Annotated in this window: 27 protein-coding genes; 20 read left to right on the top strand and 7 right to left on the bottom strand. The window is 68.2% G+C overall.

The genetic code is table 11. From position 1 onward, the window contains the following. Positions 1-19 precede the first annotated feature (19 nt). Complete coding sequence (locus I4Q42_RS15480; protein ID WP_198576983.1) at positions 20-1,402, bottom strand: aminotransferase-like domain-containing protein; 1,383 nt, start codon at positions 1,400-1,402, stop codon at positions 20-22. Positions 1,403-1,501: 99 nt separating this feature from the next. Between I4Q42_RS15480 and I4Q42_RS15485 the strand changes: the two genes are divergently transcribed. The 4 genes from I4Q42_RS15485 to I4Q42_RS15500 all read left to right on the top strand — a co-directional run bounded on the left by I4Q42_RS15485 (position 1,502) and on the right by I4Q42_RS15500 (position 3,949). Next, positions 1,502-2,170, top strand: a complete 669-nt coding sequence (locus I4Q42_RS15485) for a LysE family translocator (protein WP_198576984.1) — start codon at positions 1,502-1,504, stop codon at positions 2,168-2,170. A gap of 84 nt (positions 2,171-2,254) precedes the next feature. Further along, positions 2,255-2,500, top strand: a complete 246-nt coding sequence (locus tag I4Q42_RS15490) for a hypothetical protein (RefSeq protein WP_198576985.1) — start codon at positions 2,255-2,257, stop codon at positions 2,498-2,500. Between the two features lie 55 nt (positions 2,501-2,555). Continuing rightward, the gene (locus tag I4Q42_RS15495) at positions 2,556-3,047 is read left to right on the top strand and encodes a molybdopterin-dependent oxidoreductase (RefSeq protein ID WP_232793167.1); all 492 of its coding nucleotides are present in this window, start codon (positions 2,556-2,558) and stop codon (positions 3,045-3,047) included. A gap of 59 nt (positions 3,048-3,106) precedes the next feature. Beyond that, entirely contained in the window at positions 3,107-3,949 is an 843-nt protein-coding gene (locus I4Q42_RS15500) for an alpha/beta hydrolase (protein WP_198576986.1), read from the top strand. A gap of 7 nt (positions 3,950-3,956) precedes the next feature. Here I4Q42_RS15500 and I4Q42_RS15505 read toward each other — a convergent pair whose 3' ends face one another. Continuing rightward, the gene (locus tag I4Q42_RS15505; RefSeq protein WP_198576987.1) at positions 3,957-4,484 is read right to left on the bottom strand and encodes a DUF1993 domain-containing protein; all 528 of its coding nucleotides are present in this window, start codon (positions 4,482-4,484) and stop codon (positions 3,957-3,959) included. 190 nt (positions 4,485-4,674) lie between these two features. Here I4Q42_RS15505 and prfA point away from each other — a divergent pair, with 190 nt between their 5' ends. After that, a complete protein-coding gene (gene prfA, locus I4Q42_RS15510; RefSeq protein ID WP_198576988.1) occupies positions 4,675-5,745 on the top strand; it encodes a peptide chain release factor 1 in 1,071 nt (356 codons plus the stop codon). A gap of 105 nt (positions 5,746-5,850) precedes the next feature. Continuing rightward, positions 5,851-8,085 (top strand): DNA/RNA non-specific endonuclease, encoded by a 2,235-nt coding sequence (locus I4Q42_RS15515; RefSeq protein ID WP_198576989.1) that lies wholly within the window; start codon positions 5,851-5,853, stop codon positions 8,083-8,085. A 10-nt stretch (positions 8,086-8,095) separates the two neighbouring features. Here I4Q42_RS15515 and I4Q42_RS15520 read toward each other — a convergent pair whose 3' ends face one another. Then, positions 8,096-8,620, bottom strand: coding sequence for a GNAT family N-acetyltransferase (locus I4Q42_RS15520; protein WP_198576990.1), 525 nt, complete (start codon positions 8,618-8,620; stop codon positions 8,096-8,098). A 54-nt stretch (positions 8,621-8,674) separates the two neighbouring features. Then, entirely contained in the window at positions 8,675-9,925 is a 1,251-nt protein-coding gene (locus I4Q42_RS15525) for a YihY/virulence factor BrkB family protein (protein WP_198576991.1), read from the bottom strand. A 146-nt stretch (positions 9,926-10,071) separates the two neighbouring features. Between I4Q42_RS15525 and I4Q42_RS15530 the strand changes: the two genes are divergently transcribed. After that, positions 10,072-10,836 carry an MOSC domain-containing protein gene (locus tag I4Q42_RS15530; protein ID WP_198576992.1) on the top strand — a complete coding sequence of 255 codons (765 nt, stop codon included), beginning with the start codon at positions 10,072-10,074 and terminating at the stop codon, positions 10,834-10,836. Next, positions 10,836-11,102: a hypothetical protein gene (locus I4Q42_RS15535; protein ID WP_198576993.1), complete on the top strand. Its 267-nt coding sequence runs from the start codon at positions 10,836-10,838 to the stop codon at positions 11,100-11,102. The genes I4Q42_RS15530 and I4Q42_RS15535 overlap by 1 nt, the downstream gene beginning before the upstream one ends. A 1-nt stretch (position 11,103) precedes the next feature. Here the strand turns inward: I4Q42_RS15535 and I4Q42_RS15540 are convergent, their stop codons facing one another. Together I4Q42_RS15540 and I4Q42_RS15545 are read right to left on the bottom strand one after the other, a co-directional pair. Beyond that, positions 11,104-11,394, bottom strand: coding sequence for a type II toxin-antitoxin system RelE/ParE family toxin (locus I4Q42_RS15540; RefSeq protein WP_198576994.1), 291 nt, complete (start codon positions 11,392-11,394; stop codon positions 11,104-11,106). Further along, positions 11,391-11,648, bottom strand: a complete 258-nt coding sequence (locus I4Q42_RS15545) for a type II toxin-antitoxin system ParD family antitoxin (RefSeq protein WP_198577013.1) — start codon at positions 11,646-11,648, stop codon at positions 11,391-11,393. The genes I4Q42_RS15540 and I4Q42_RS15545 overlap by 4 nt, the downstream gene beginning before the upstream one ends. Positions 11,649-11,730: 82 nt before the next feature. On the opposite strand from I4Q42_RS15545, the gene prmC reads away from it, so the two are divergent. The 9 genes from prmC to I4Q42_RS15590 all read left to right on the top strand — a co-directional run bounded on the left by prmC (position 11,731) and on the right by I4Q42_RS15590 (position 20,806). Beyond that, entirely contained in the window at positions 11,731-12,600 is an 870-nt protein-coding gene (prmC, locus tag I4Q42_RS15550) for a peptide chain release factor N(5)-glutamine methyltransferase (RefSeq protein WP_198576995.1), read from the top strand. A 252-nt stretch (positions 12,601-12,852) separates the two neighbouring features. Then, positions 12,853-14,004 (top strand): DUF4167 domain-containing protein, encoded by a 1,152-nt coding sequence (locus I4Q42_RS15555; protein ID WP_198576996.1) that lies wholly within the window; start codon positions 12,853-12,855, stop codon positions 14,002-14,004. Positions 14,005-14,078: 74 nt separating this feature from the next. Further along, positions 14,079-15,107 carry a sensor histidine kinase gene (locus I4Q42_RS15560; protein ID WP_198576997.1) on the top strand — a complete coding sequence of 343 codons (1,029 nt, stop codon included), beginning with the start codon at positions 14,079-14,081 and terminating at the stop codon, positions 15,105-15,107. Continuing rightward, positions 15,108-15,446 carry a response regulator gene (locus I4Q42_RS15565; RefSeq protein ID WP_198576998.1) on the top strand — a complete coding sequence of 113 codons (339 nt, stop codon included), beginning with the start codon at positions 15,108-15,110 and terminating at the stop codon, positions 15,444-15,446. It begins immediately after the preceding gene. A gap of 205 nt (positions 15,447-15,651) precedes the next feature. After that, positions 15,652-16,401: a M48 family metallopeptidase gene (locus I4Q42_RS15570; protein WP_198576999.1), complete on the top strand. Its 750-nt coding sequence runs from the start codon at positions 15,652-15,654 to the stop codon at positions 16,399-16,401. Positions 16,402-16,502: 101 nt separating this feature from the next. Next, positions 16,503-19,091 (top strand): ATP-dependent chaperone ClpB, encoded by a 2,589-nt coding sequence (gene clpB / locus I4Q42_RS15575; protein ID WP_198577000.1) that lies wholly within the window; start codon positions 16,503-16,505, stop codon positions 19,089-19,091. A gap of 86 nt (positions 19,092-19,177) precedes the next feature. Continuing rightward, positions 19,178-19,378: a hypothetical protein gene (locus I4Q42_RS15580; protein ID WP_198577001.1), complete on the top strand. Its 201-nt coding sequence runs from the start codon at positions 19,178-19,180 to the stop codon at positions 19,376-19,378. Continuing rightward, a complete protein-coding gene (locus I4Q42_RS15585) occupies positions 19,375-19,800 on the top strand; it encodes a hypothetical protein (RefSeq protein ID WP_232793168.1) in 426 nt (141 codons plus the stop codon). Before I4Q42_RS15580 ends, I4Q42_RS15585 begins: the two co-directional genes overlap by 4 nt. A gap of 427 nt (positions 19,801-20,227) precedes the next feature. After that, complete coding sequence (locus tag I4Q42_RS15590) at positions 20,228-20,806, top strand: OmpA family protein (RefSeq protein WP_232793169.1); 579 nt, start codon at positions 20,228-20,230, stop codon at positions 20,804-20,806. Positions 20,807-20,909: 103 nt separating this feature from the next. Here I4Q42_RS15590 and I4Q42_RS15595 read toward each other — a convergent pair whose 3' ends face one another. Next, a complete protein-coding gene (locus I4Q42_RS15595) occupies positions 20,910-21,374 on the bottom strand; it encodes a tRNA (cytidine(34)-2'-O)-methyltransferase (RefSeq protein ID WP_198577002.1) in 465 nt (154 codons plus the stop codon). Between the two features lie 199 nt (positions 21,375-21,573). On the opposite strand from I4Q42_RS15595, the gene petA reads away from it, so the two are divergent. The 3 genes from petA to I4Q42_RS15610 are packed head-to-tail and all read left to right on the top strand — an operon-like array spanning position 21,574 to position 24,304. Then, complete coding sequence (petA, locus tag I4Q42_RS15600) at positions 21,574-22,119, top strand: ubiquinol-cytochrome c reductase iron-sulfur subunit (RefSeq protein ID WP_198577003.1); 546 nt, start codon at positions 21,574-21,576, stop codon at positions 22,117-22,119. Between the two features lie 5 nt (positions 22,120-22,124). Continuing rightward, a complete protein-coding gene (locus I4Q42_RS15605) occupies positions 22,125-23,444 on the top strand; it encodes a cytochrome b (RefSeq protein WP_198577004.1) in 1,320 nt (439 codons plus the stop codon). Positions 23,445-23,449: 5 nt separating this feature from the next. Then, on the top strand, positions 23,450-24,304 hold the full coding sequence (locus tag I4Q42_RS15610) for a cytochrome c1 (protein WP_198577005.1): 855 nt from the start codon (positions 23,450-23,452) through the stop codon (positions 24,302-24,304). Positions 24,305-24,446 lie beyond the last annotated feature (142 nt).

Raw genomic sequence — 24,446 nt, forward strand, 5'->3', positions numbered from 1 at the left:
TTTCGTTTCGGATCGCGGTTCAGATCACCGGCCGGGCGCGCTCGTCGACGTCGGCCAGGGCGGCGGCGACGATCCGCAGGCCTTCCTCCAGCTCGGTCCTGTCGGCCGCCGCTCCGAGGGCCAGGCGCACGCCGGTGACCTGGCCCGGCTCGACGATCGGCGCGGCGGGAGGCGTCACCTCGGCGCCGCCGCGCAGGGCCCGGCCAGCCAGGCGCTCGGCTTCCAGCTCGCTCATCGGCAGCCACAGGTGCGGCGCGGTCGGCACGGCCGGGCCGGCGATGGCGGAGCCGAGGATCGACTTGGCCAGGGCGGCGCGGGCGGCGGTTTCCTCGCGGATCTCGGCCAGGATCGTATCGGCCGTGCCGTCCTCGATCCACTGGCCGGCGATCAGCATGCCAAACCCTGGCGGCGCGAAGGCGATGGCGCGCATGGTCTCCAGGATCCGCTCCAGGGCCGCGTCGCTGGGGGCGATCACGAAGCCGGCCCGCAGGCCCGGGGCCAGGGTCTTGGACACGCCCGAGACGTGGAAGGTCCGCTCGGGCGCCAGCATGGCCAGGGGTGGCGGCGCGCCGGGGGCGTAGGCGCCGTAGATGTCGTCCTCGATCAGGATCAGGTCCAGCCGGCGAGCCACGGCGGCGATCGCCTCGCGCCGGGCCAGCGACATGATCCGTCCGGTGGGGTTCTGCAGGGTGGGCAGCACGGCGACGACCCGCGCGCCGGTGGCGGCGACGGCGGCCTCCAGGGCGTCGGGGCGCAGGCCCTCGTCGTCCATGGCCACGCCCTTCAGGCGATAGCCGGCGTGGGCCGCCAAGGCCTTGATGCCGTTGAAGGTCGAGGCCTCGCACAGCACCGCGTCGCCGGGGCGGGCGACCGCGCCGAAGGCTAGGGCCAGGCCCTGCTGGGCGCCGGCGCAGCAGGCCAGGCGGGTCCAGTCGGCGGTTTCGAAGCCGGCGCTGCGGGCCAGCCAGGCGGCCGCCGCGCGGCGATGGCGCTCGAGCCCGGCGGCGGGCGAGTAGTCCAGGTGGTCGGCAAGGTCGGGGCGGCGGCGCAGGCGCTGCATCGTCTCGCCGATCACCCGCGCGGCCGGCCAGTTGAGGGCGACGTTCTGGGACAGGTTGATCGGGCCTTCGCGCCGGCGCGGGGCGCCGATCGCGCCGGGTGCGTTGACGAAGCTGCCGCGGCCGACATGGGCGCTGACCAGCCCGGCCTTCTCGGCCTCGACATAGGCGCGCGTAACCGTGCCCAGGCCCAGGCCCAGACGGTGGGCCAGGTCGCGCTGCGGCGGCAGGCGGGTTCCGGCCGAGAGGGCGCCGGAGGCGACGTCGGCGCGCAGGGCCTCGACCAGCCGCTCGTAGATAGGCGCGTCGCCGTCGGGCAGGGCGGGGGTCCAGGCGGCGGCCATGCGGCGCTCCAGTGCATATTGTCACTGTATCAATATAAGTTTTGACTCATGGATCAATCAAAATCATCACCGTGACATTCCTGTCCAGGGAGGTCCCGGATGACCCCGCAATTGATCCTCGCCTTCGTGCTGTTCGCCTTCGCCACCGCCGGCACGCCCGGTCCCAACAACATGATGCTGCTGGCCTCGGGCGCGAACTTCGGATTCCGCCGCACGATCCTGCACATCCTGGGGATCAGCCTGGGCCTGGGCGTGATGGTGCTGGCCATGGGCTTTGGGCTGTCAGGCGTGTTCAAGGCCTGGCCCGTGCTGCACGAGATCCTGCGCTGGGTCGGGGCGGGCTACATGCTGTGGCTGGCCTGGAAGATCGGCACGGCCAAGGGCGTGTCGGAGCGCGAGCCGGGCGGCAAGCCGATGGGCTTCCTGGCCGCGGCGGCTTTCCAGTGGGTCAATCCCAAGGCCTGGGCCATGGCCCTCGGCGCGGTCACCACCTATGCGCCGGAGGGCGGCTCGATCCTGGTCGTGCCGATGCTGGCGGGCCTGTTCATGCTGATCGGCGCGCCGTGCAGCGCCGCCTGGGCTGGTTTCGGCATGGCCCTGCGCCGGTTCCTCGATCGGCCGGCGGTGCTGCGGACCTTCAACGTGACCATGGCCGTGCTGCTGGTCGTGTCGCTCTATCCGACGATCTTCGCCGACCACGGGCCCAAGCCCGCGCCGCGCGACCTGGCGATGGCCAGCAAGCCCCTGGTCTTCGCCTGGCGGGGGTAAGGCCGTCCGATATCTTTCGAAACTCGACTGCTGGCCTGGTCGTGGCGAAATGGCCGCTGCTGAATCAGCAACGGGGACAGTGGAGTGAACAAGGATCGAGCTCGTCGCAGCACGGCGAATTTCGTCGCCATCTGCTGTTTCCTGGTCGCCGTCGGGATGTTCTTCGTGATGATCAGCGAGGCGTTCTGGCCAGGACGCTTTCCGATGCGCGACGCCCACATCCGGATCATCGAGTTCATGGCCTTGGGGTATGTCATTCGCCTGCTGACGCGGATCGACCAGAAGCTCGACGAACGGGGCGCGGCGCCGGCGAGCGACGCGGCCAACTGACCTTGCGCCGGCGCGACGTCGGGGGTCACATCGCGGTCCGTTCAGGAGACTCTTCATGCGACTCGCCGCCGCCTTCGCCGTCGCCGTCCTGGCGCTCGCCCCGGCCGCTTTCGCCCCCGCGGCTTTCGCCCAGGACCTGAAGGTCACGGTGCAGGGGCGCGACAGCATCGTGCTGACCCCGGCCGACCTGGCGGCCCTGCCGCGCGGCAAGGCGACCATGGTCGAGGGCGGCAAGAGCGCGGTCTACGAGGGCGCGCTGCTGAACGCGGCGCTGTTGCAAGCGGGCGTCGTGCACGGCGACCGGCTGATGGGCCGCTACCTGAACCAGGTGGTGATCGTGAAGGCGGCCGACGGCTATGCCTCCATCCTGTCGCTGGCCGAGACCGATCCGTTCTACCGCGACAATCCGGTGGTCATCGCCGATCACAAGAACGGTCAGCCGCTGGACGCCCGCGAGGGGCCCTATCGCGTGGTCGTGGACGGCGACAGGAAGCCGTCGCGCTCGGCGAGGCAGGTGGTGTCGATCGAGGTCAAGCCGGCCTACTGAGCCTGGACAATCGGCACGAACCGGCAAAGCGTGCTCGCCAGACGATTGTGGGGCTTTCCGTGACCAAGCTTATCCTGAACCGCCGCGGCCTGCTGGCCGCGACCCTGGCCTTCGCCGCCGGGCCGGTCCTGGCGCGCGCCGCGGTCTCGACCTCGACCACCACGCTGAAGGTCGGCGACCGCGACGTCGAACTGACGATCCTGCGTCCCGAGGCGCCCAAGGGGATCATCATCTTCTCGCATGGCGCTGGCGGTTGGCCGGCCCCCTACAAGGCTCTGTTCGACCTGTGGACCGGCGCCGGCTTCATGATCGTCGCGCCGCTGCACGTCGATTCCCAGAAGCATCCCAAGCGCGCCGACTACGACCTGCGCGCGGCGTTCCCGCTGCGTCTGGCCGATCTGGCCGCCGCCACGGACTACGCCGAGAAGGCCGCGCCCGGCCTGTCTATGGCGTCGGCCGGTCACTCCTACGGCTCGCTGATGTCGATGATCCGCGCCGGGGCGCTGGAGGGGATGATCCCCGCCCAAGATCCCCGGACCAAGGCCGCCCTGTGCTTCTCAAGCCCGGGGGTCATCAAGGGCTTGATCGGGCCGACCGCGTTCCAGGGCCTCAAGAAGCCGATGATGATGATCACCGGCGACCAGGACGTGCTGCCCGGCATGATCGAGGACTGGCATGAGCACGTCTATCCGTTCGACACCAGCGCGCCCGGCGGCAAGTACCTGTGGGTCGGCAAGGGTGTCGGCCACGGCCTGTCCTATCACCCCGAGGCGCAGGGCTTCGCCGAGGCCTCGGCGCTCAGCGTGGCGTTCCTGAAGGCCAAGGTGCTGGGCGACGCGGGCGCCGAGGCCGTTCTGGCGGCACAGACCTCGACGGCCCTGGCGGACTGGAAGACGCGATAGGGCGGCTCTAGGCCGCCCGCACCCGTTCCGCGCCCAGGTTCAGGTAGTCGCGCTTGCCCAGCGGCACGCCGTGATGGCGAAGGATGTCGTAGGCGGTCACGACGTGGAACTGGAAGTTCGGCAGGGCGAACTCCAGCAGGTAGTCCAGCCCGGAAAAGCCCAGGGTGAGCGGCCCGGCGGGGAACACCACCTCGCGGGTCTCCGCCCCTTCGAAAGCCTCGGCCGGAACGCTCCGCACATAGGCCAGACTGCGGGTCACGCGATCCTGGAGTTGGGTGAAGGTGGTCTCGTCGTCGGTCATGGGCGGGGCGACGCCGCCGCTCAGCCGGGCCATGGCGCCGCGAGCCGCGTCTGAAGCGCGTTGGATCTGGCCGGCCAGCGGCAGCATGTCTTCGAACAGGCGAGCCTGGACGAAGGCGTCCGGGTCGGTTCCGGCGGCTTGCGCGTGGGCCTTGGCCTTGTCGAGCAGGACCGACAGCGTGGTCAGGCCGCGCGTGAAGGCGGTGGCCGCGACGTGGTGGATCGAAAGGGACATGGGCGCTTCCTCGGGCGGGCCACGGCGTGCGGCCGGCTCTTCACCTAGCTAGCGCCAGTCCGGTAGGTTTTCAAACGATACTGATGGCGATGGGCGTCAGCAGTCGATGGCCTGGCCGCGCCTCCATTCCCTTCCCTCCGGAAAGGGCCTAGAGAGACCGGCCCATTCTTCAGCCGTGCGATCTCTTCCCTTGCGACTGCCCCAGGCCCGCCTCGACCAGGTTCTCGACCGTTTCCGCGAAGTGGAGGCCCGCATGGGCGCGGCCACCGACGGGACCGAGATCGTCAAGCTCTCCAAGGAGCACGCCGAGCTGCGGCCGGTGGCCGAGGCCGTCGAGCGCCTGGCCAAGCTGAGCGCCGAGCGCGCCGAGCTGGACGAGATGGCCGCCGATCCCGAGATGGCCGCCATGGTCCGCGACGAGATCGAGGCCCTCGACGAGCGCCTGCCGGTGCTCGAGCGCGAGCTGGCCCTGATGCTGGCGCCCAAGGACAAGGACGAGAACGCCTCGGCCATCCTCGAAGTCCGCGCCGGCACCGGCGGCGACGAGGCGGCCCTGTTCGCCGGCGATCTCTTCCGCATGTACCAGCGCTACGCCGTCACCCAGGGCTGGCGGGTCGAGGTCGACAGCGTCTCCGAAGGCGAGATGGGCGGCTACAAGGAAATCATCGCCTCGATCACCGGCGACGGCGTGTTCGGTCGGCTGAAGTTCGAGAGCGGCGTGCACCGGGTGCAGCGCGTGCCCGAGACCGAGGCGCAAGGCCGCATCCACACCTCGGCCGCCACCGTCGCCGTGCTGCCCGAGGCCGAGGACGTCGAGATCGACATCAAGGAAAGCGATCTGCGGATCGACACCTACCGCTCGTCCGGCGCCGGCGGCCAGCACGTCAACAAGACCGACTCGGCCGTGCGCATCACCCACTTGCCGACCGGCGTGGTGGTGACCTCTTCGGAGAAGAGCCAGCACCAGAACCGCGCCAAGGCGATGAAGAACCTGAAGGCGCGGCTTTACGACATGCAGCGCCAGGCCCTGGACGACGCCCGCTCCGACGCCCGCAAGAGCCAGGTCGGCAGCGGCGATCGATCGGAGCGCATCCGCACCTACAACTTCCCGCAGGGCCGGGTCACCGACCACCGGATCAACCTGACCCTCTATAACCTGACCAAGGTGATCGAGGGCGAGTCCCTGGACGACGTCATCAATCCGCTGATCGCCGAGGACCAGGCGGCGCGTCTGGCGAGCCTGGAAGACGGGCTGGCCTGATCGGCGAACCCGGCGGCGAGCTTGGGTGCTAAATCGTCTTGAGGTTGTTATAATTCGCGCGTAACCCTATCCGGGAGAACATCCCGGGGGGGATACGTGGCTGTCATGCCTCTCAATCTGCAGCAGGCTGTTCGCAAGGCCGAATGGCGCTCGCGCGGCCTCGACCTCGGCGACTTGGCGGCTTCGACCCAGAGGGCGTCGCCCGACGTTCTGGCCAGCGACGCCGAGAAGCACCAGCGGCAGAACCTGCTGGGCGTCCTTCATGCTTCGCCCCGCGAGGCGGCGGACGCCTACGAGCGGATCATCGCCGGCAACGAGTTGCAGGACGCCAACTATCTGGCGCGCGGCGCGGTGGCGGCGCGCGCCGTCCTGCGTATCGTGCTGAAGGCGTCCAGCGGCAGAACGATCGGCTACGGCACCGGCTTCCTGATCGGCGACGGCGTGCTGCTGACCAATCACCACGTACTCGAAAGCCCTGAGGCCGCGCGCTACGCCGAGGCCGAGGCTTTCTACGAGCGGTCGATCCTGGGCGACGATCTCACGCCCTGGCGCTTCGCCCTGCGGCCCGACGAGCTGTTCTTCACCTCGGAGGCGCTGGACTTCAGCATCGTCGCCGTTGCCGAGCGCGACCGTACCGGCGCCTTCTCGCGCCGCGCGCTGGGATGGCTGCCGCTGCTGGGCCAGACCGGCAAGGTGCTCGAGGGCGAGTGGCTGACGGTCGTCCAGCACCCCGAGGGCAAGTGGAAACAGGTCTGCGTCCGCGAGAACAAGCTGATCAAGCGCGACGACGACGTGCTCTGGTATTCCACCGATACGCTCGGCGGCTCGTCGGGCTCGCCGGTGTTCAGCAACGACTGGCTGGTGGTGGCGCTGCATCACAGCGGCGTGCCCGAGAAGCGTGACGGCAAGTGGCAGACGATCGACGGCAGGGATTACGACCCCTCCGTCGACCGCGAGGACCGCATCAAGTGGGTCGCCAACGAAGGCATTCGGGTCTCGCGGATCGTCGACGCCCTGCGCGCCAACACGGCGACAGCCTCGCATGCGCTGGTCGGGCCGATCCTGGACACGGGCGTGCGGGACATCGACGTGCGTCTGCCGGTGCTGTTCGCGCCTGGCGAGGCCCCGCCGCAACTGGTCTCTTTCGAAGGTACGAGCTTCACGGCGCCGTCGTCCGCGTCCGCCGATCCCCATCGCCCGAAACCCCTTCAGCCCCGGGAAAAATCCATGACCCAGCACATCACGCTCAAGCTGCTCGTCGGCGACGACGGTCGCGTTTCGCTGCTCCAGGGCGGGGCGTCGGAATCGGCGCTGGTCCCGCTGGAGGCGGCGGCCGCTTCGAAGCCGAAGAAGAACATCATCGACGCCCCGGTCAGTCCCGCGACGGATTGGGTGAAGGGCTATGATCCGGACTTCCTTGGGACCGGCGCGCTGAGCGTTCCCTTGCCGATCATCACCGACAAGAAGCTGATCGCGCCGTTGCAGGACGCCTATGGGCAGGTGTTCAACGCCGCGCAGAAGGCTGGCGGCGTGCTCACCTACAACGGCTACAGCGTCGTCGTGAACAAGGAGCGGCGGTTGGCCTTCTATTCGGCGGCCAATGTCAGCTGGGAGATGCGTCCGGGTATCGGCGGGCGCTCCGACAACTGGCTGTACGACGAACGCCTCGATCGCGCCCACCAGCTCGACAACAGCTACTATCGCAACAACAGGTTCGACCGCGGTCACCTGACCCGGCGGGAAGACATGGAATGGGGCAAGGGCGCGGTCGAGGCCATACGCCGGGCCAACGGCACCTGCACCTGGCCCAACTGCTCGCCGCAGCACGAGATCTTCAACCAGGGCAAGGATCCCGCCGTCCAGCTGTGGCAACAGCTGGAGCGCTATGTGCTGGAGGAGCGCGCCAAGACGGGCCAGTTCAGCGTCCAGGTGATCACCGGCCCCGTCTTCGGCGGCGCTGACCCGGAGTATCGCGGGCTGCCCTATCCGCTGGAGTTCTGGAAGGTGGTCGTGGCGGTGGCCGAGGGCGGCAAGCTGTTCGCGACGGCTTACCTGCTCAGCCAGGCCGACGTGATCGACAAGCACGGGCTGGAAGCGGCGCCGGCCGAGCCCTTCGGCGCCTTCGCGACCTACCAGCGGCCGATCGCGTTCATCGAGAACCTGACCGGGCTGAAGTTCACCGACGGCGTTGGCAACAGCCTGAGCGCCTTCGATCCGTTGGCGCGAGGCGTCGGGCGCACGGTGTCGGGCCGGCGGCGGACGGCGCGGGCGGCCGAGAGCTTCGGGATCGGCGGCGCCGACGACGCCCTGACCAGCCTCGACGACGTCGTGCTGTTCTGATCCGCAGGCTCTAGAGCGGCTTTTCCATCACCACGAACGCCAGGTCCTCCCGCAGCGGCTTGCCGAAGCGGTCGTCGCCGTGGGGGAAGGGGCGGGTCTCGCCGGTGAGGGCGTAGCCGCGGCGTTCGTACCAGGCGATCAGGGTGTCGCGGATGTGGACGACCGTCATCTGCATCCGAGCCGCGCCGCGCTGGCGGGCGTGGTCTTCGCCGGCCGCCAGCAGGGTGCGGCCCAGTTGGCGATCCTGCAGGTCGGGACGGATCGTCAGCATGCCCAGATACCAGACGCCGTCTTCCGCCGGCTCCAGCCAGACGCAGCCGAGGATCGGGCCGTCTTCGTCGTCGCGGGCGGTCAGGATCAAGGCGTCCGGCGAGGCGGCCAGATCGGCCTGCAAGCTCTCCAGGTCGATCCGCTGACCGTCGATATAGGCCGCCTCGGTGGTCCAGCCGGCCTGGGCGCCTTGGCCGCGATAGGCGGAATTGACCAGCGCGACGAGCGCCTCGTGTTCGGCGGGAAGGGCGGGGGCGAAGATCATGGCGCAGAGCTAAGCCACGGGTTGAGCGCGGCGCCAAGTCTCAGGCTTGAATGCTCAGGCTTCCGGAGGCGGCGGCTCCTTGCGGCCCATCCGGGTGGCCTGGCCCCAGTAGCGGCCGCCGATGCGTTTCACCGTGCCGGCCTCGCGCTTGATCATCTCCCACGGGTGGAACGCCAGCCCGACCGTGTCGGCCATGGCCGCGCCGCGCGCGCCCATCGGCTTTTCGGGGCCGGTAGTGGAATCGTGGGCGGTCTGGTGCTCGATCTCGGCATTGAGCTCGGCCCCGACCAGCACGGTCATGATCGAGAACCACACCCAGACCATGAAGGCGATCACCGCGCCCAGCGGGCCGTAGGTGGCGTCGTAGTGAGCGACCTTGTTGACGTAGAGCGAAAAGCCCAACGAACCGACCAGCCAGGCGGCGGCGCCGAACAGCGCGCCCAGCACCACCCAGCGCCAGCGCGGACGGGTGCGACAGGGGGCGAAGCGGTAGAGCATGCCGAAGGCCAGGGCCGTGACCAGCAGCACCAGCAGCCAGCGCAGCGGAATCCAGATCGCCGAGATCGCGCCCAGGCCGATCCGCTCCAGCACGATGGGCGCGGCGATCAGCACCGCGGCGATGAACACCGCATAGAGCAGGGCGCACAGGGTGAAGCCGTAGGTCAGGGCCGTCTTGGACAGGAAGTTGCGCTTCTCGTCCTCGTCATAGGCCACGTTCAGTCCGTCGAAGAGCGCCTTCATGCTGGCGTTGGCGCTCCAGATCGACAGCAGCAGACTGACCACGAAGGCCACGCCCAGCTTGCCGCCCTCCTGGCTGGCCAGGCGCAGCATCTGCTCGCCGACGATCTGGACGACGCTGGCGGGAAACACGCCCGACATCTCCTGCAGTTGCTTCTCCACCGCCCCGACGTCGGCGAACAGGCCGTACAGCGACACGAAGGCGCCTATGGCCGGGAACAGGGCCAGCAGGGTGTAGAAGGTCACGCCGCCGGCCACCGACGGCAGTTTGTCGACGCTGATTTCGCGGGCCGTACGCCAGAGGATGTCGCGCCAGCCGAGCAGGGGAATGCCGTGCGGATGGCGGGCGGCGCGGCCGCGCCTGGGCTCGGCCGTGTCGAACTCGTCGGGCGGCATGACCCGGTCTTCCGACAGGCCGGGCGGCGGCAGGTGAGGCTCGACCTGCGGCTCCAGCCGCTTGGGGAAGGCGAAGGGGGCGACCGCCAGCAGCAGGATCCACGGGGCGAGGTGATAGGGCCGCGAGGCCAGCCACGACTGGACGCGGCGTCGCGGCGGGGTGTCTGTCATGAGCGAGCCTCCCGGGTCTGGAAAATCCATGAGAGGGCTTGGCGTTCCGCAAACATTTTGAGCGTGATGGCCGCCGAAGCCGATGACACTTTCGGCTATCAGGCTCTGGCCTTGCCAAGCTGAACCGCCGTCGTCACCTTCGCGCCATGCAAGCCCAGGTCGCCTCGCTCTACCGTCATCCCGTCAAGGGATTCACGCCCGAACGCCTGGAGACGGCGTCTCTGAGCGCGGGCGCTTGCTTTCCCTGCGACCGGCTCTATGCGGTCGAGGACGGCCCCAGCGGCTTCGACTCCGCCGCGCCGGGCCACCTGTCGAAGATGAAGTTCACCGTCCTGGCCAAGATCCCGGCCGTCGCCAAGGCCCGCACGGCCTATGACGAGGCCAGCGGCGTGCTGACCGCCTCGGCCGAGGGCCTGGCCGATTTCGCCGGCGACCTGCGCGGCGAGGACGGCCGGCGGGCCTTCGAGGGCTGGCTGGCGGCCCTGCTGGGCGAGGACGCCAAGGGGCCGCTGCGGGTGATTGAGGGACCGGGCGCGCACCGATTCATGGACAGCAAGTCAGGCTTCGTCTCGATCGTGAACCTGGCCTCTGTGCGCGATCTGGCCGAAAAAATCGGCCGTCCGGTCGATCCCTTGCGGTTCCGCGCCAACCTGTATGTCGAGGGCTGGCCGGCCTGGGCCGAGAACGGCTGGACGGGCAGGACGGTGCGGGTCGGCTCGGCGACCGCCGAGGTTCTGAAACCCATCGTCCGCTGCGCCGCCACCCACGTCGATCCCGTCACCGCAGAACGGGACATCGAGGTGGTGAAGGCCCTGTTCGACCACTACGGCCACATGTTCTGCGGCATCTACCTGAACGTCACCGCCGACGGCACGGTGGGCGAGGGGGATGCGGTGGTGGTGGACGGGTGATGGGCCTGCAGCGAGCCATTATCGCCGGTTGCGTGGTCCTATTCGCCAGCGCGACCTCGGGCTGTTTCGTCGGCGACGAGAACCGCTGGGCCAGCCCACGCCAGATCGCCGACGCCGCCGCCCGCTGCGGCCTACCCGCCTTCAAGCCCACAAAGGTCGGAGACGCTTGGGCCGCCTATGTCGACCGCTCAGTTCCAGGCCATGAGGCCAAGGAGGATTGCATCTACGCCGATGTCGAGCGTCAGGGCCTATTGGCGACCCGTTGAGTTAGAGATGGGATGAAGGATCCATCTGCTGGTGCAGGATACGAACGATCAGCGCCATCCCACGGTCGGGCCTGTAGAAGACCACATGCGAACCGACCGTGTGTCGCCGGTAGACTGAAGTGAGCCGGTCGTCGCGCCGGCCGGCCTCGGGGTGCAGGCCGATCAGGTCGAGAGCGCGCTTGATGTCGCGAAGGTAGGCCGCAGCTCGGCGGGCGCCCCACTGGCCTTTGGAAAAGGCCCGGATGTCGTCAATGTCGTGTCGCGCTTTGAACGACAGCCGATAGCCGCTCATTTCTCGTGCTCGGCCTCGGCTTCCAGTTCGCCGATGAAGGCGTCGAAATCGAATGGCTCTTCCATGAACCCGCTAGCCTCGCCTTCGGCGAGAGCGGCGCGGAGCGCGTCGAGCTTGGCTTCGTGCTCTTCTAACATCCGCAAACCCGCGCGGATGACGTCGCTTGCCGAGCCGTAGCGGCCTTCGGCCACCTGGCTTTCGATGAAGGTCTGGAAGTGCGGGCCGAGGCTGACTGAGGTGTTTTTGCTCATCAAGAACCTCCAAGACCGAGAATACCAAAAACTGGTATCGCGCTCAATCTCGCCCTCGCCGTCGCGACGCGCTATTGGAGCCGCCATGACCCTTACTCTCGTCAAAGCCTGGAACGGCGCCAAGGAGCGCCTGAAGGAAGCCGGCATCGATCAGCCCGCCATCGACGCGCGCCTGATGCTCGAAGTCGCCGCCGGCGTCAGCCGCACCGACATCATCACCGACCCCTATCGCGAGCTGACCGCCGAGCAGGTCGCTACGCTGGACGACTATCTGGAGCGCCGCGCCCGCCGCGAGCCGGTCAGCCACATCATCGGCCGCAAGGGCTTCTGGAAGATCCTGCTTTCGGTGACCAAGGACGTGCTGACCCCGCGCCCCGAGACCGAGGTCATCGTCGACGAGGTGCTGAAAGCCTTCCCCGAGACCATGGCCTTCAACATGCTGGACCTGGGCGTCGGCTCGGGCTCGATGCTGCTGGCGATCCTGGCCGAGCGCCCGGCCGCCAAGGGCCTGGGGATCGACATCTCCGAGGAGGCCCTGGCCGTGGCGCGCGAGAACGCCGCCAATCTCGACCTCGACGGCCGGGTGGCGCTGATGCGCGGCGACTGGACGACGGGCCTGGGCGACGCCAGCTTCGACGTGGTGGTCTCCAACCCGCCCTACATCCCCACCGCCCATATCGACACCCTGGAGCCGGAAGTGCGCGACCACGAGCCGCGTCTGGCCCTGGACGGCGGCGCCGACGGCCTGACGGCCTATCGCGCCCTGGCGCCGGAGGTCCTGCGGGTGCTCAAGCCGGGCGGCCTGTTCTGCGTCGAGATCGGTTTCGACCAGTCGGCGGACGTCGAGATCCTGTTCAAGGCGGCCGGCGCGCAGAACGTGCGGACGGTCAAGGATCTGTCCACCCACGACCGCGTCGTCACGGGCTTCAAAAACCCCTTGGAAACGCCGGCGTGAGGCGCTAGACGAATAGCGTCTCCTTCCAAATCGCCGGGTGACGGGAAGAGCGGTCGTTTCGACGGTCGCCAGACGCATCCGGCAGGCGCGAACGGCCGACGAGGCCGAACGCCGCGCCCGATCCGGACGGAGACTCTACGGAAACCCAGGTCTCAAGAACATCGAAGGCGAGCCCGAGACGGGCCCACCCAGTCTCAAGAGACCGAATACCGATCGGGTTAAAGCGTCCCGACCGGACAGGTTCAGAAGAAGATGAGAGATTTCAAGGGCATGAAGCGCCAGCGTGGCCGCAACAACCGCGGGGGCGGTGGTGGCAAGCCACAGCAGCACAACGCCAACCGGGCCTTCGATTCGAACGGTCCCGATGGCGTGAAGGTCCGCGGCGCGGCCCAGAGCGTCTATGAAAAGTACCAGCAGCTGGCCCGTGACGCCTCGTCGTCCGGCGACCGGGTGCTGGCCGAAAACTACCTGCAGCACGCCGAGCACTATTTCCGCGTCCTGCGCGCCATCCAGCCGAATCGGTCGGTCAGCGACATCATCGGCAAGGACGCCTACTCGGCCTACGAGATCGACTTCGAGGCCGAGCCGGAAGAAGCCCCCGAGGCGCCGGCCGCCGTCGAGACGCCCGCCGAGGGCGCCGAGGGCGAGGGCGACGAAGGCCAGCAGGGCGAACAGCGTCGCGACCGCAACCGCGACCGCTTCGAGAACCGTGACCGGGATCGCAACCGCGACAACCGCGACGGTCAGGGCCAAGGTCAGGGTCAGGGCGAACAGCGCCGCGACCGCTGGCGCGACCGTGACGACCGCGATCGCAACCGCGACGACCGCCCGCGCGACGACCGTCCCCGTGACGACCGCCCGCGCGATGATCGTCCTCGCGACGACCGGCCCCGGGAAGACCGTTTCCGCGATCGTGACGACCGTCTCCGTGACGACAGGCCTCGTGATGAACGTCCCCGTGACGATCGTCCCCGCGAGGAGCGCCAGCCGCGCGAAGAGCGTCCGACGGCCGAAGGCGGCGAGTTCCAGGGCGAGCCCCGCGAAGGCCGCCGCTCGCGCCGCGACCGGGATCGTGACCGCAACCGCGATCGCGGCGAGCGCGATCCGCTGGCCGTGATCGAGCCGGAAGCCGGCCCGCTGGGCGGCGAGCCGCAGGCGAGCGAAGGCTCGCCGGTGCTGCGCGGCCAGGACGGCGCTGTCAGCCACGCCCCGGCGTTCCTGGGCAGCAAGCCCAAGCGAGAGCCGAAGTCCGAGCCCAAGGCCGAAGCGGCGCCCGCCGCCGAGACCCCCGCCGCGCCGGCCCCCGAGGCTGGCGCCGAAGAGGTCAAGAAGCCCCGCCGTCGCCGCGCCCCGCGCAGCTTCGAAGGCGGCGACGCGCCGGCTTCGGAATCCGAAGAAGCCTGAGACGATCCGCCGCGAGGACTTTGCGATAGGTCAACCCATAGGCTAGGTTCTCCGCAACCACAGGAGACCCGGCCATGGGCGGGCGTGGAGCAAAGTCCGGCGGCGCGGGCGAAGAGGCCCGCTATCGCGCTATCGTCGACACGGCGGTGGACGCCATTGTCGTGATCGATGAGCACGGCCGTATCGAGGCCTTCAATCCCGCGGCCGAGCGATTGTTCGGTTATGCGGCGGCCGACATGATCGGGGCCAACGTCAACGGCCTGATGCCCGAGCCACATCATGGCGCGCACGATCGCTACCTCGAAACCTACCGCGCCACCGGCGAGCGTCGGATCATCGGCATCGGCCGCGAGGTGTTCGGCCGTCGGCAGGACGGCTCGACCTTTCCCCTTGAGCTTTCGATCGCCGAATGGCGCTCGGCCGGCCGGCGGTTCTTCACCGGCGTGATGCGCGACGTCACCGAACGCAAGCGGACCGAGGAGCTGCAGCGGCTGCTGGTCAACGAGCTCAACCACCGGGTCAAGAACACCCTGGCGACCGTGCAGTCGGTTGCCGGCCAGACCCTGCGCAACGCCGCCGACCTGGGCGACGCCCGCGAATCCCTGACCACCCGCCTTTTGGCCCTGGCCCGCACCCACGACATCCTGACCCGCGAAAGCTGGGAGGGCGCCGACCTGCGCGACATCCTGGCGGGCCTGATCGAATCCTACGGCGACGCGACCCGTTTCGTCCTGGCGGGGCCATCGGTGCGGTTGTCGCCGAAGACGGCGCTGTCGCTCTCTCTGGCCCTGCACGAGCTGATGACCAACGCCACCAAGTACGGCGCCTTGTCGACGCCCGCCGGCCAGGTGTCGATCGGCTGGAGCCGGGAAGGCGAGGGCTATGAAGAGCGCCTGCGCCTGGGCTGGAAGGAGAGCGGCGGACCGCTGGTGTCCCCGCCCGAGCGCCAGGGTTTCGGCAGTCGCCTGATCACCCGCGGCCTGGCGCTGGAGCTCGATGGCGAGGCCGCGCTCGACTATCAGCCCGACGGCGTGGCCTGCACCATCGTCGCCCGCCTGCGTCGACCACCGGCCGCCGTGGTTCCGGCCCGAGGAGCCGCCTGAATGCGCGTTCTGATCGTCGAGGACGAGATCATGGTGGCGATGCTGGTCGAGGACCTGCTGACCGACCTGGGCTGCGTGGTCACTGGGCCCGCGGTATCGGCGGAAAGCGCGGTCGAGGCGGCTCGGCGCGAGGATGTCGATTTCGCCCTGCTCGACGTCAACCTCGATGGCGGCACCTCGTTCGCAGCGGCCGACGTGCTTCGGGCGCGCGGCGTGCCCTTCGCCTTCGTCACCGGCTATGGCGACCAGGGCGTGCGCGCCGACCTGCGCGACGCGCCGATCCTCAGCAAGCCGGTCGATCCCAAGCACCTGGCGCGAACCATCGCCGCGGCGCGGTAGGGATCAAGGCCCTCTCCCTGTGGGAGAGGTGTCGCCGAAGGCGACGGAGAGGGGAGTGGCTGGAAATCGGCCGATGTCCCGGCAGCTGAAAACGGCCCCCCTCCGGCCCTTCGGGCCACCTCCCCCAGAGGGGGAGGATCTTTGTTGCAAGCGGCCGCTCGCGTGACTTAAGTCGGGCGACCGACAACAATAACGCGTGCCATCCATGCGCCTTCGCTCTTCGCTTGTCCTGATCTGCGGCCTGATGCTGTCGGCCTGCGCCTATAACGCCGACCTTGGCCGCGACCAGTTCGCCGTGGTCGACGAGTCGGCCCTGGCCCGATCGGGCGAGCAGGCCTGGAACGAGGCCCTGCGCACCGGCAAGGTGTCGAAGGACGCGCGGATGAACGCCCGGGTGCGCGCCGTCGGCCAGCGGGTGGTCGAGGCGGCGGGACTGGCCAACCGGCCCTGGGACTATGTGGTCTTCGACAACGACACGCCGAACGCCTTCGTGCTGCCCGGCGGCCATGTGGGCGTCAATTCGGGCCTGGTGAAGCTGGTCGACAACGACGACCAGCTGGCCGCCGTGCTGGGCCACGAGGCCGCCCACGTCGTCGCCCGCCACGCGGTCGAGCGCTATTCACAGCAGATGGGCACGCAGCTGGTGCTGGCCATCGCCCAGGCCGCGGCCGGCGGCGGGGGCAGCGACGGCGGCAAGGCCGTGTCGGCTCTGGGCGGGGCCGGCGCGCAGGTCGGCTTCCTGCTGCCGTTCTCGCGCAAGCACGAACTGGAGGCCGACCGCCTGGGCGTCGACTTCATGCAGCGGGCCGGCTACCGCCCGCGCGAGGCCGTGGCGCTGTGGCGCAAGATGCAGGCTCAGGGCGGCTCGAACCGGGCCGAGTTCACCTCGACCCACCCGTCCGACGCCACCCGCATCCAGGCCCTGGAAAACTATATCGCCAGCCAAGGCTGGTGACGCCTTGTGTGGCCTGAAGGTCACACTACATCCCCTGTCGGACCGGTTCGCGCTTCTCGGAGGCGAGCCGGCCGGATCCGCCTAACAAGGGGACGTTCAGAGTGAAGATCGACATCTATTCCGACCGCGCCAAGCAGGCCGTGCAGTCCGCGCAGAGTCTGGCCCTGGCCCGCGGTCACCAGCAACTTGGGCCCGAGCACCTGCTGAAGGTGCTGCTGGAAGAAAAGGACGGGCTTTCGCGCACCATCATCGCCAATGCCGGCGGCCGCCCCGATGCGGCCGACGCGGGCGTCGACGCGATCCTGGCCAAGAATCCGCGCGTCGACGGCGCCGGCGGCCAGCTCTACATGAAGCCCGACACCGCCAGGGTGTTCGCGACCGCCGAGGACGGCGCCAAGAAGGCCGGCGACGCCTTCGTCACCACCGAGCGGCTGCTGGTGGCCATCGCCAAGGACGGCGCGGAATCGGCCAAGGCCCTCAAGGACGCCGGCGTCTCGGCCCAGAGCCTTGAGACCGCCGCCGCCGCCCTGCGCAAGGGCCGCACCGCCGACAGCGCCACCGCCGAGGAAGGCTATGACGCGCTGAAGCGCTACGCCCGCGACCTGACGGCGGCCGCTCGCGACGGCAAGATCGACCCGGTGATCGGCCGCGACGAAGAGATCCGCCGCACGATCCAGGTCCTCTCGCGCCGCACCAAGAACAACCCCGTCCTGATCGGCGAGCCCGGCGTCGGCAAGACCGCCATCGTCGAGGGCCTGGCGCAGCGCATCGTCAACGGCGACGTCCCCGAGAGCCTGAAGGACAAGAAGCTGCTGTCGCTCGACATGGGCAGCCTGATCGCCGGCGCGAAGTATCGCGGCGAGTTCGAGGAGCGGCTGAAGGCCGTGCTCGGCGAGGTCACGGCCGCCGAAGGCTCGATCATCCTGTTCATCGACGAGATGCACACGCTTGTCGGGGCCGGGAAGAGCGACGGGGCGATGGACGCCTCCAACCTGCTCAAGCCCGCCCTGGCGCGCGGCGAGCTGCACTGCGTGGGCGCCACCACGCTCGACGAGTACCGCAAGCACGTCGAGAAGGACGCCGCCCTGGCCCGTCGCTTCCAGCCGGTGTTCGTGCAGGAGCCGACGGTGGAGGACACCGTCTCGATCCTGCGCGGCCTGAAGGAGAAGTACGAGGTCCACCACGGGGTGCGGATCAGCGATAGCGCCATCGTTGCCGCCGCGACGCTGAGCAACCGCTACATCGCCGACCGCTTCCTGCCCGACAAGGCCATCGACCTGGTCGACGAGGCGGCCAGCCGCGTGCGCATGGCGATCGACTCCAAGCCCGAGGAGCTCGACGAGATCGACCGCCGCCTGGTGCAACTGAAGATCGAGCGCGAGGCCCTGAGCAAGGAGACCGACGCGGCGTCCAAGCATCGCCTGGAGAACCTGGAGGTCGAGATCGACGACCTGCAGTTCCGCAGCGACGAGATGACCGCCCGCTGGAAGGCCGAGAAGGACAAGGTCGGCGGCGCCGCCCAGGCCCGCGAGGCTCTGGACCGTCTGCGCGCCGACCTGGCCACGGCCCAGCGCCTGGGCGACTTCGCTCGCGCCGGCCAGATCCAGTACGGCGAGATCCCGGCGCTGGAAAAGCGCCTGGCCGACGCCGAGGCCGGCGAGACCGGCGGGGAGAAGGCCCTGACGCCTGAAGTCGTCGACGCCGAGCAGATCGCCGCCGTCGTCAGCCGCTGGACCGGCGTGCCGGTCGAGAAGATGCTGGAGGGCGAGCGCGAGAAGCTGCTGCAGATGGAGGTCGCCCTGCGCTCGCGCGTGGTCGGCCAGGAAGAGGCCCTGGAGGCCGTGTCCGACGCCGTCCGCCGCGCCCGCGCCGGCCTGCACGATCCCACGCGCCCGATCGGCTCGTTCCTGTTCCTGGGTCCGACGGGCGTGGGCAAGACCGAGCTGACCAAGGCCCTGGCCGAATTCATGTTCGCCGACGAGCATGCGATCACCCGCATGGACATGAGCGAATACATGGAGAAGCACTCGGTCAGCCGCCTGATCGGGGCGCCTCCCGGCTATGTCGGCTACGACGAGGGTGGGGCGCTGACGGAGGCCGTGCGCCGCCGTCCGTACCAGGTGGTGCTGTTCGACGAGATCGAGAAGGCCCACCCGGACGTCTTCAACGTGCTCCTTCAAGTGCTTGATGATGGGCGGCTCACGGACGGGCAGGGGCGGACGGTCGACTTCCGCAACACGCTGATCATCATGACCTCCAACCTCGGCGCCGAGTTCCTGGCAAACCAGGAGGACGGGGCCGACGTGGAAGAGGTGCGTCCGCTGGTCATGACCACGGTGCGCGGCCACTTCCGTCCGGAGTTCCTCAACCGGATCGACGAGATCATCCTGTTCAAGCGGCTGGACCGCTCGAACATGAGCGACATCGTCCGCATCCAGCTGGGCCGGGTGGAGAAGCTGCTGGCCGACCGCCGCATGAGCCTGGCCCTGGACGCCAGCGCCCTGCAGTGGCTGGCCGACAAGGGCTACGACCCGGTCTATGGCGCGCGTCCGCTCAAGCGCGTGATCCAGAAAGAACTGGTCGATCCGATCGCCCGCCGCCTGCTGGCCGGCGAGCTTGAGGACGGCGGCGTCATCGCCGTCGGAGCCGACGCCGAGGGCCTGTCGTTCGGCCGGGCGACCTTGCAGTAGGGCTCGAGAGAAGCGCGCGTTCCGGCTACGCTGGAACGCGCGTTTTTGCTGTTGCGGGCGGGAAAAGCCGACCTCATCTTGAGGGCATGAGCCAGCCCGCTTCCAAACCGCCGACGAGAAAGACGGCGCGCGCGTCGAAGGCCTCGCCCGGGCGTATCGGGCGCAGCCCGATCACTGGCACAATCATTCTCGCGCCCTATCCGAAGAAGGGCGGTATGGCGCCGGAGAAAATCCGCGCCATAGTTGATGCGATGCTGGCGGCTGAAGCGGCCCAAAAGGCTAAATGACCGGCGAAGTCAATTCGGCTGACAACGTCTTTATCAATTGTCCCTTCGACAGGGACTACGCGCCCCAATTCGAAGCCTTGATCTTCGGCGTGTTGGCTTGCGGCTTTCGTCCGCGATCGGCCCGCGAGCTGGACGACAGCAGCCAGACCCGTATCGATAAGCTGTATGGCGTCATCGAAGAGTGTCGATACGGCGTCCATGACCTTTCTCGCACCGAGCTCGATACCGTTCATGGGTTGCCGCGGTTCAACATGCCGTTGGAACTGGGTATCTTTCTTGGCGCGAAGCGCTTCGGTGGCGAAGGCCATGTCGGCAAGCGCTGCCTGATCCTGGATATGAACCCTATCGATACCAGCGCTTCATTTCCGACCTGGCTGGAATGGACATCGCCGACCACGGGGGCGATGTCGATCGCACCCTGATGCGGTTACGCGATTGGCTTGCCAACGTATCGCGACGAAGACTGCTCGGCGGGCTCGATCTCGTGGCTGCCCACCTGCGCTTTCGGGCTCATTTGTCGGAGAGCGTCGCGGCTTTCGGCCTTGATTCTACAGCCGTGCCCTATGTCGATTTCGAGCGGATCGCCACCAGTTGGCTGGCCCCTCACGGCTCTTAGGATGGTTTGAATCCAAAAATAATTCGCGGAACAAAAACGCCGTTCGGGCGATCGCGCGCGGCTATTTAAGTCGGCTAGAGCATAGGTTCTAAGCGGCGCCAATCGCGACAAGAACACGCCCATTTTTCGCCTCTGTCACCTGACGGTTTCGTAATGCGAAAGCTCGACGACCCAGGATGAGTACGTAGGTCCAAGGTCAAGCTTTCTTGGATCAACGAGGAGAAATGCGAACAATGATCGGCCATGTCAAAGGCGGCTTGAAGATGGCGACCGTGGTCGCGCTGGTGGCTGGGGGACTGGCGGTCAGCGGCTGCGCGACCAAGAAGTACGTCAACACCCAGGTCGGCGGGGTCGCCACCCGCGTCGACAGTCACGACACCCAGATCGCTGAACTGGACAAGACCTCGCGCGAAGCGCTGGAGCGGGCGACCGCCGCCGGCAAGCTGGCCGAGGGCAAGTTCATGTACTCGATGGTGCTGTCGGACGACTCGGTGAAGTTCCCCACCGACCAGGACGCCCTGTCGCCCGAGGCCGAACAGCGCCTCGCCGACTTCGCGGCCAAGCTCAAGGAAGAAAACAAGAACGTCTACCTGGAGATCCAGGGCTATACCGACGCCACCGGCGAAGGCGACTACAACGACAAGCTCGGCCAGCGCCGCGCCGACGCGGTGCGCAAGTACCTGTCGCGTCAGGGCGTGGCCCTGAACCGCATGGCGACCATCTCCTATGGCGCCGAGGACCCGATCGCCCCGAACGAGACCCGCGAAGGCCGGGCGCAGAACCGACGGGTCGTGATCATGGTGCTGGCCTAACGGCCTGAAGGCCTGGGCGTAGCGGAGACTCCACACTCCGCTCGCCGGGTCGGCATCGATCCAGACCTTGGGCGGCCCCGGCGACGGGGCCGCCCTTCTTCGTTCAGGTCAGGACGGGGAAGCCGCTGGTCTGGCGCAGGGCTTCGGCCAGGGCCATGCCGGCCGTCACCGAGACGTTCAGCGAGCGGGCCTCGGGGCGCAGCGGAATGACCAGCCGGGCGTCCACGGCGGCGTGCACCTCTTCCGGCGCGCCCCGGCTCTCGTTGCCGAACAGCAGGGTGTCGCCGGGCTGGAACGCGAAATCGTGGAAGCCGCGGTCGCCGCGCGTCGTGAAGAGCACCAGGCGCCCCTCCGAGCGCTGCGGCGCCGCGAGAAACGACTCCCAGGAGTTGTGACGCATCAGGTGCGCAAGCGGGCCGTAGTCGAGCGCCGCGCGCTTCAAGCTCTTGTCGTCCAAGGGAAAACTACACGGCTCGATGACGTCGAGGGCGACGTCCAGGCAGGCCGAAAGGCGAATCGCGGCTCCCACGTTCTGGGGAATGCCGGGTTGAAAAAGCGCGAGACGCATTTTAACGAACCAACCATGGGCACAGTAGGGGCATTGCTGCGCATCGAAAGGACTTGCGAACTCTGTTCGCCCATCCGATAGGGAGCGTGGCCCTTGTGGCGAAGATCCGCTCGCGGGTCGAGATAAAGATAGCGCGCCGAATGGCGCATTTCCTGGTCTGGCCGTTCGCGGTCGGACGGATTTCGAAGGGTGGAACAAGGTGGCCGACACCGCCGTGGGCGTAACGAAGGACGCTGGGTCCGATCCCAGCCGACGCGATTTCATCTATATCGCCACGATCGCAGCCGCCGCCGGCGGCGCGGCGAGCCTGGCCTGGCCGTTCATCGACCAGATGAACCCCTCGGCCGACACGCTGGCTCTGGCCTCGACCGAGTTCGACCTGACCAAGGTCGCCGACGGTCAGCAGGTCACGCTGAAGTGGCGCGGCAAGCCGCTGTTCGTGCGCAACCGCACGCCGGCCGAAATCAAGCGCGCGGTGGCCGATGACCACGCCGCCCTCAAGGACCCCCAGACCGACGCCGAGCGCGTGAAGCCGGGCAAGGCCCAATGGCTGGTGCTGGTCGGCTCCTGTACGCACCTGGGCTGCGTGCCCACCTTCGGCGGCGGCGACTACGGCGGCTGGTTCTGCCCGTGCCACGGCTCGCACTACGACACCTCGGGCCGGATTCGTAAGGGTCCCGCGCCGAAGAACCTGGCGGTTCCGGAGTACGAGTTCCTGTCCGACACCAAGGTCAAGATCGGGTAAGCCAGATGAGCGGACATTCGACCTATCAACCGAAGACCGGTTTCGAGCGCTGGCTCGACGCCCGTCTGCCGATCGTGCGCCTGGGCTACGACAGCTTCGTCGACTACCCCACCCCGCGGAACCTGAACTACTGGTGGACCTTCGGCGGCATCCTGTCGCTGTGCCTGGCCAGCCAACTGATCACCGGCATCATCCTGGTGATGCACTACACCCCCAGCGCCGACCACGCCTTCGCCAGCGTCGAGCACATCATGCGCGACGTGAACTACGGCTGGCTGATCCGCTACATGCACGCCAACGGGGCGTCGATGTTCTTCATCGCCGTCTACGTCCACATGCTGCGCGGCCTCTACTACGGCTCCTACAAGGCGCCGCGTGAGGTGCTGTGGATCCTGGGCTGCGTGATCTACCTGCTGATGATGGCCACCGCCTTCATGGGCTACGTGCTGCCCTGGGGCCAGATGAGCTTCCACGGCGCCGTTGTGATCACCAACCTGTTCGGCGCCCTGCCGATCGTCGGCCCGTCGATCACCACCTGGCTGTGGGGCGGCTTCGCCGTCGACAACGCCACGCTCAACCGCTTCTTCTCGCTGCACTACCTGCTGCCGTTCATGATCGCGGGCGTCGTGATCCTGCACATCTGGGCCCTGCACGTGGTCGGCCAGAACAACCCGACCGGCGTCGAGCCCAAGTCGAAGGCCGACACCCTGCCCTTCACGCCGTACGCGACGGTGAAGGACGGTTTCGCGATGAGCGTCTTCCTGATCCTCTTCGCGACCTTCGTCTTCTACCTGCCCAACGCCCTGGGCCACGCCGACAACTACGTCGAAGCCAACCCGCTGGTGACGCCGGCCCACATCGTGCCCGAATGGTACTTCCTGCCGTTCTACGCGATCCTGCGCGCCGTGCCGGACAAGCTGATGGGCGTGCTGGCCATGTTCGGCGCCATCGCCTGCCTGTTCGCCCTGCCGTGGCTGGACACCTCCAAGGTGCGCTCGATGCGCTACCGCCCGACCGCGAAGCTCTACTTCGTGATCTTCGTGGTGGTCTGCTGCATCCTGGGCCTCTGCGGCGCCAAGCTGCCGGACGATCCTGTGCTGGGTCACTTCAAGACCTTCACCCTGATCGACTCGGACCTGAACAGCTTCGTGTGGCTGAGCCGCTTCTCGGCGCTCTACTACTTCGCGTTCTTCCTGGTGATCCTGCCGGTGCTGGGCCTGGTCGAGAAGACCCTGCCGGTGCCGGACTCCATCGCCTCGCCCGCCCTGTCGCACCCGGCCGCCGCGCCGGCCGAAGCGACCGCCGCGCCTGAAATGAAGGGCTGATCCCGATGCTGCGCAAACTCTCCGTCCTCGCAGCGGTCGCGGGTCTGATGGCGGCCGCGGTCGCCGGACCGGCCCTGGCCGCGGGTCACCCGCTCGAGCCCGAGAAGATCCACTGGTCGTTCAACGGTCCGTTCGGCAAGTTCGACCAAGCCCAGCTGCAACGCGGCTACAAGGTCTATCGGGAGGTCTGCTCGGCCTGCCACTCCATGAAGCTGGTCAGCTTCCGGAACCTCGGCGACAAGGGCGGCCCGTTCTATAACGAGAAGTACCCGAACTCGAACGACAACCCGTGGGTCAAGGCGATCGCCAAGGAATTCGAGGTCGCCGACATCGACTCCGAGACCGGCGATCCGATCAAGCGTCCGGCCACCAGCGCCGACCGCTTCCCCTCGCCGTTCCCGAACGAGGCCGCCGCCCGCGCCAGCAACGGCGGGGCGTTCCCGCCGGACATGTCGCTGCTGGCCAAGGCCCGCGAAGGCGGTCCGGACTACATCCACGCCATCGTCACCGGCTACAAGGACCCGCCGAAGGGCCTGAAGGTCGGTCCGGGGCAGCACTACAACCCCTATATGGCCGGCGACCTGGCCGCCTACTGGGGTGGCTCGCACGAGCACGTTCCGCCGGGCGGCTTCATCGCCATGGCCCCGCCGCTGAAGGCGGGCCTGGTCACTTTCGACGACGGCACGCCGTCGACGGTCGACCAGCAGGCCCGCGACGTCTCGGCCTTCCTGATGTGGGCGGCCGAGCCCAAGCTGGAAGAGCGCAAGCAGACCGGCTTCGCGGTGCTGATCTACCTGCTGCTGTTCTCGGGCCTGCTCTATGCGAGCTATCGCAAGGTCTGGAAGAACGAGTCGCACTGAGCGGCGCGTTCGGAACGGAAATGAAGAAGGGCCCGGCGGCGACGCCGGGCCCTTTTGTTTTTGGGCGGGAAGGACCCCCTCAGTCGCTCCGCGACAGCTCCCCCAGAGGGGGAGCATCTTGGCGCTTAGATCCTCCCCCTCT

The organism is Caulobacter hibisci (assembly GCF_016135805.1).
In the GTDB taxonomy this organism is placed as follows: Bacteria; Pseudomonadota; Alphaproteobacteria; order Caulobacterales; family Caulobacteraceae; genus Caulobacter; species Caulobacter hibisci.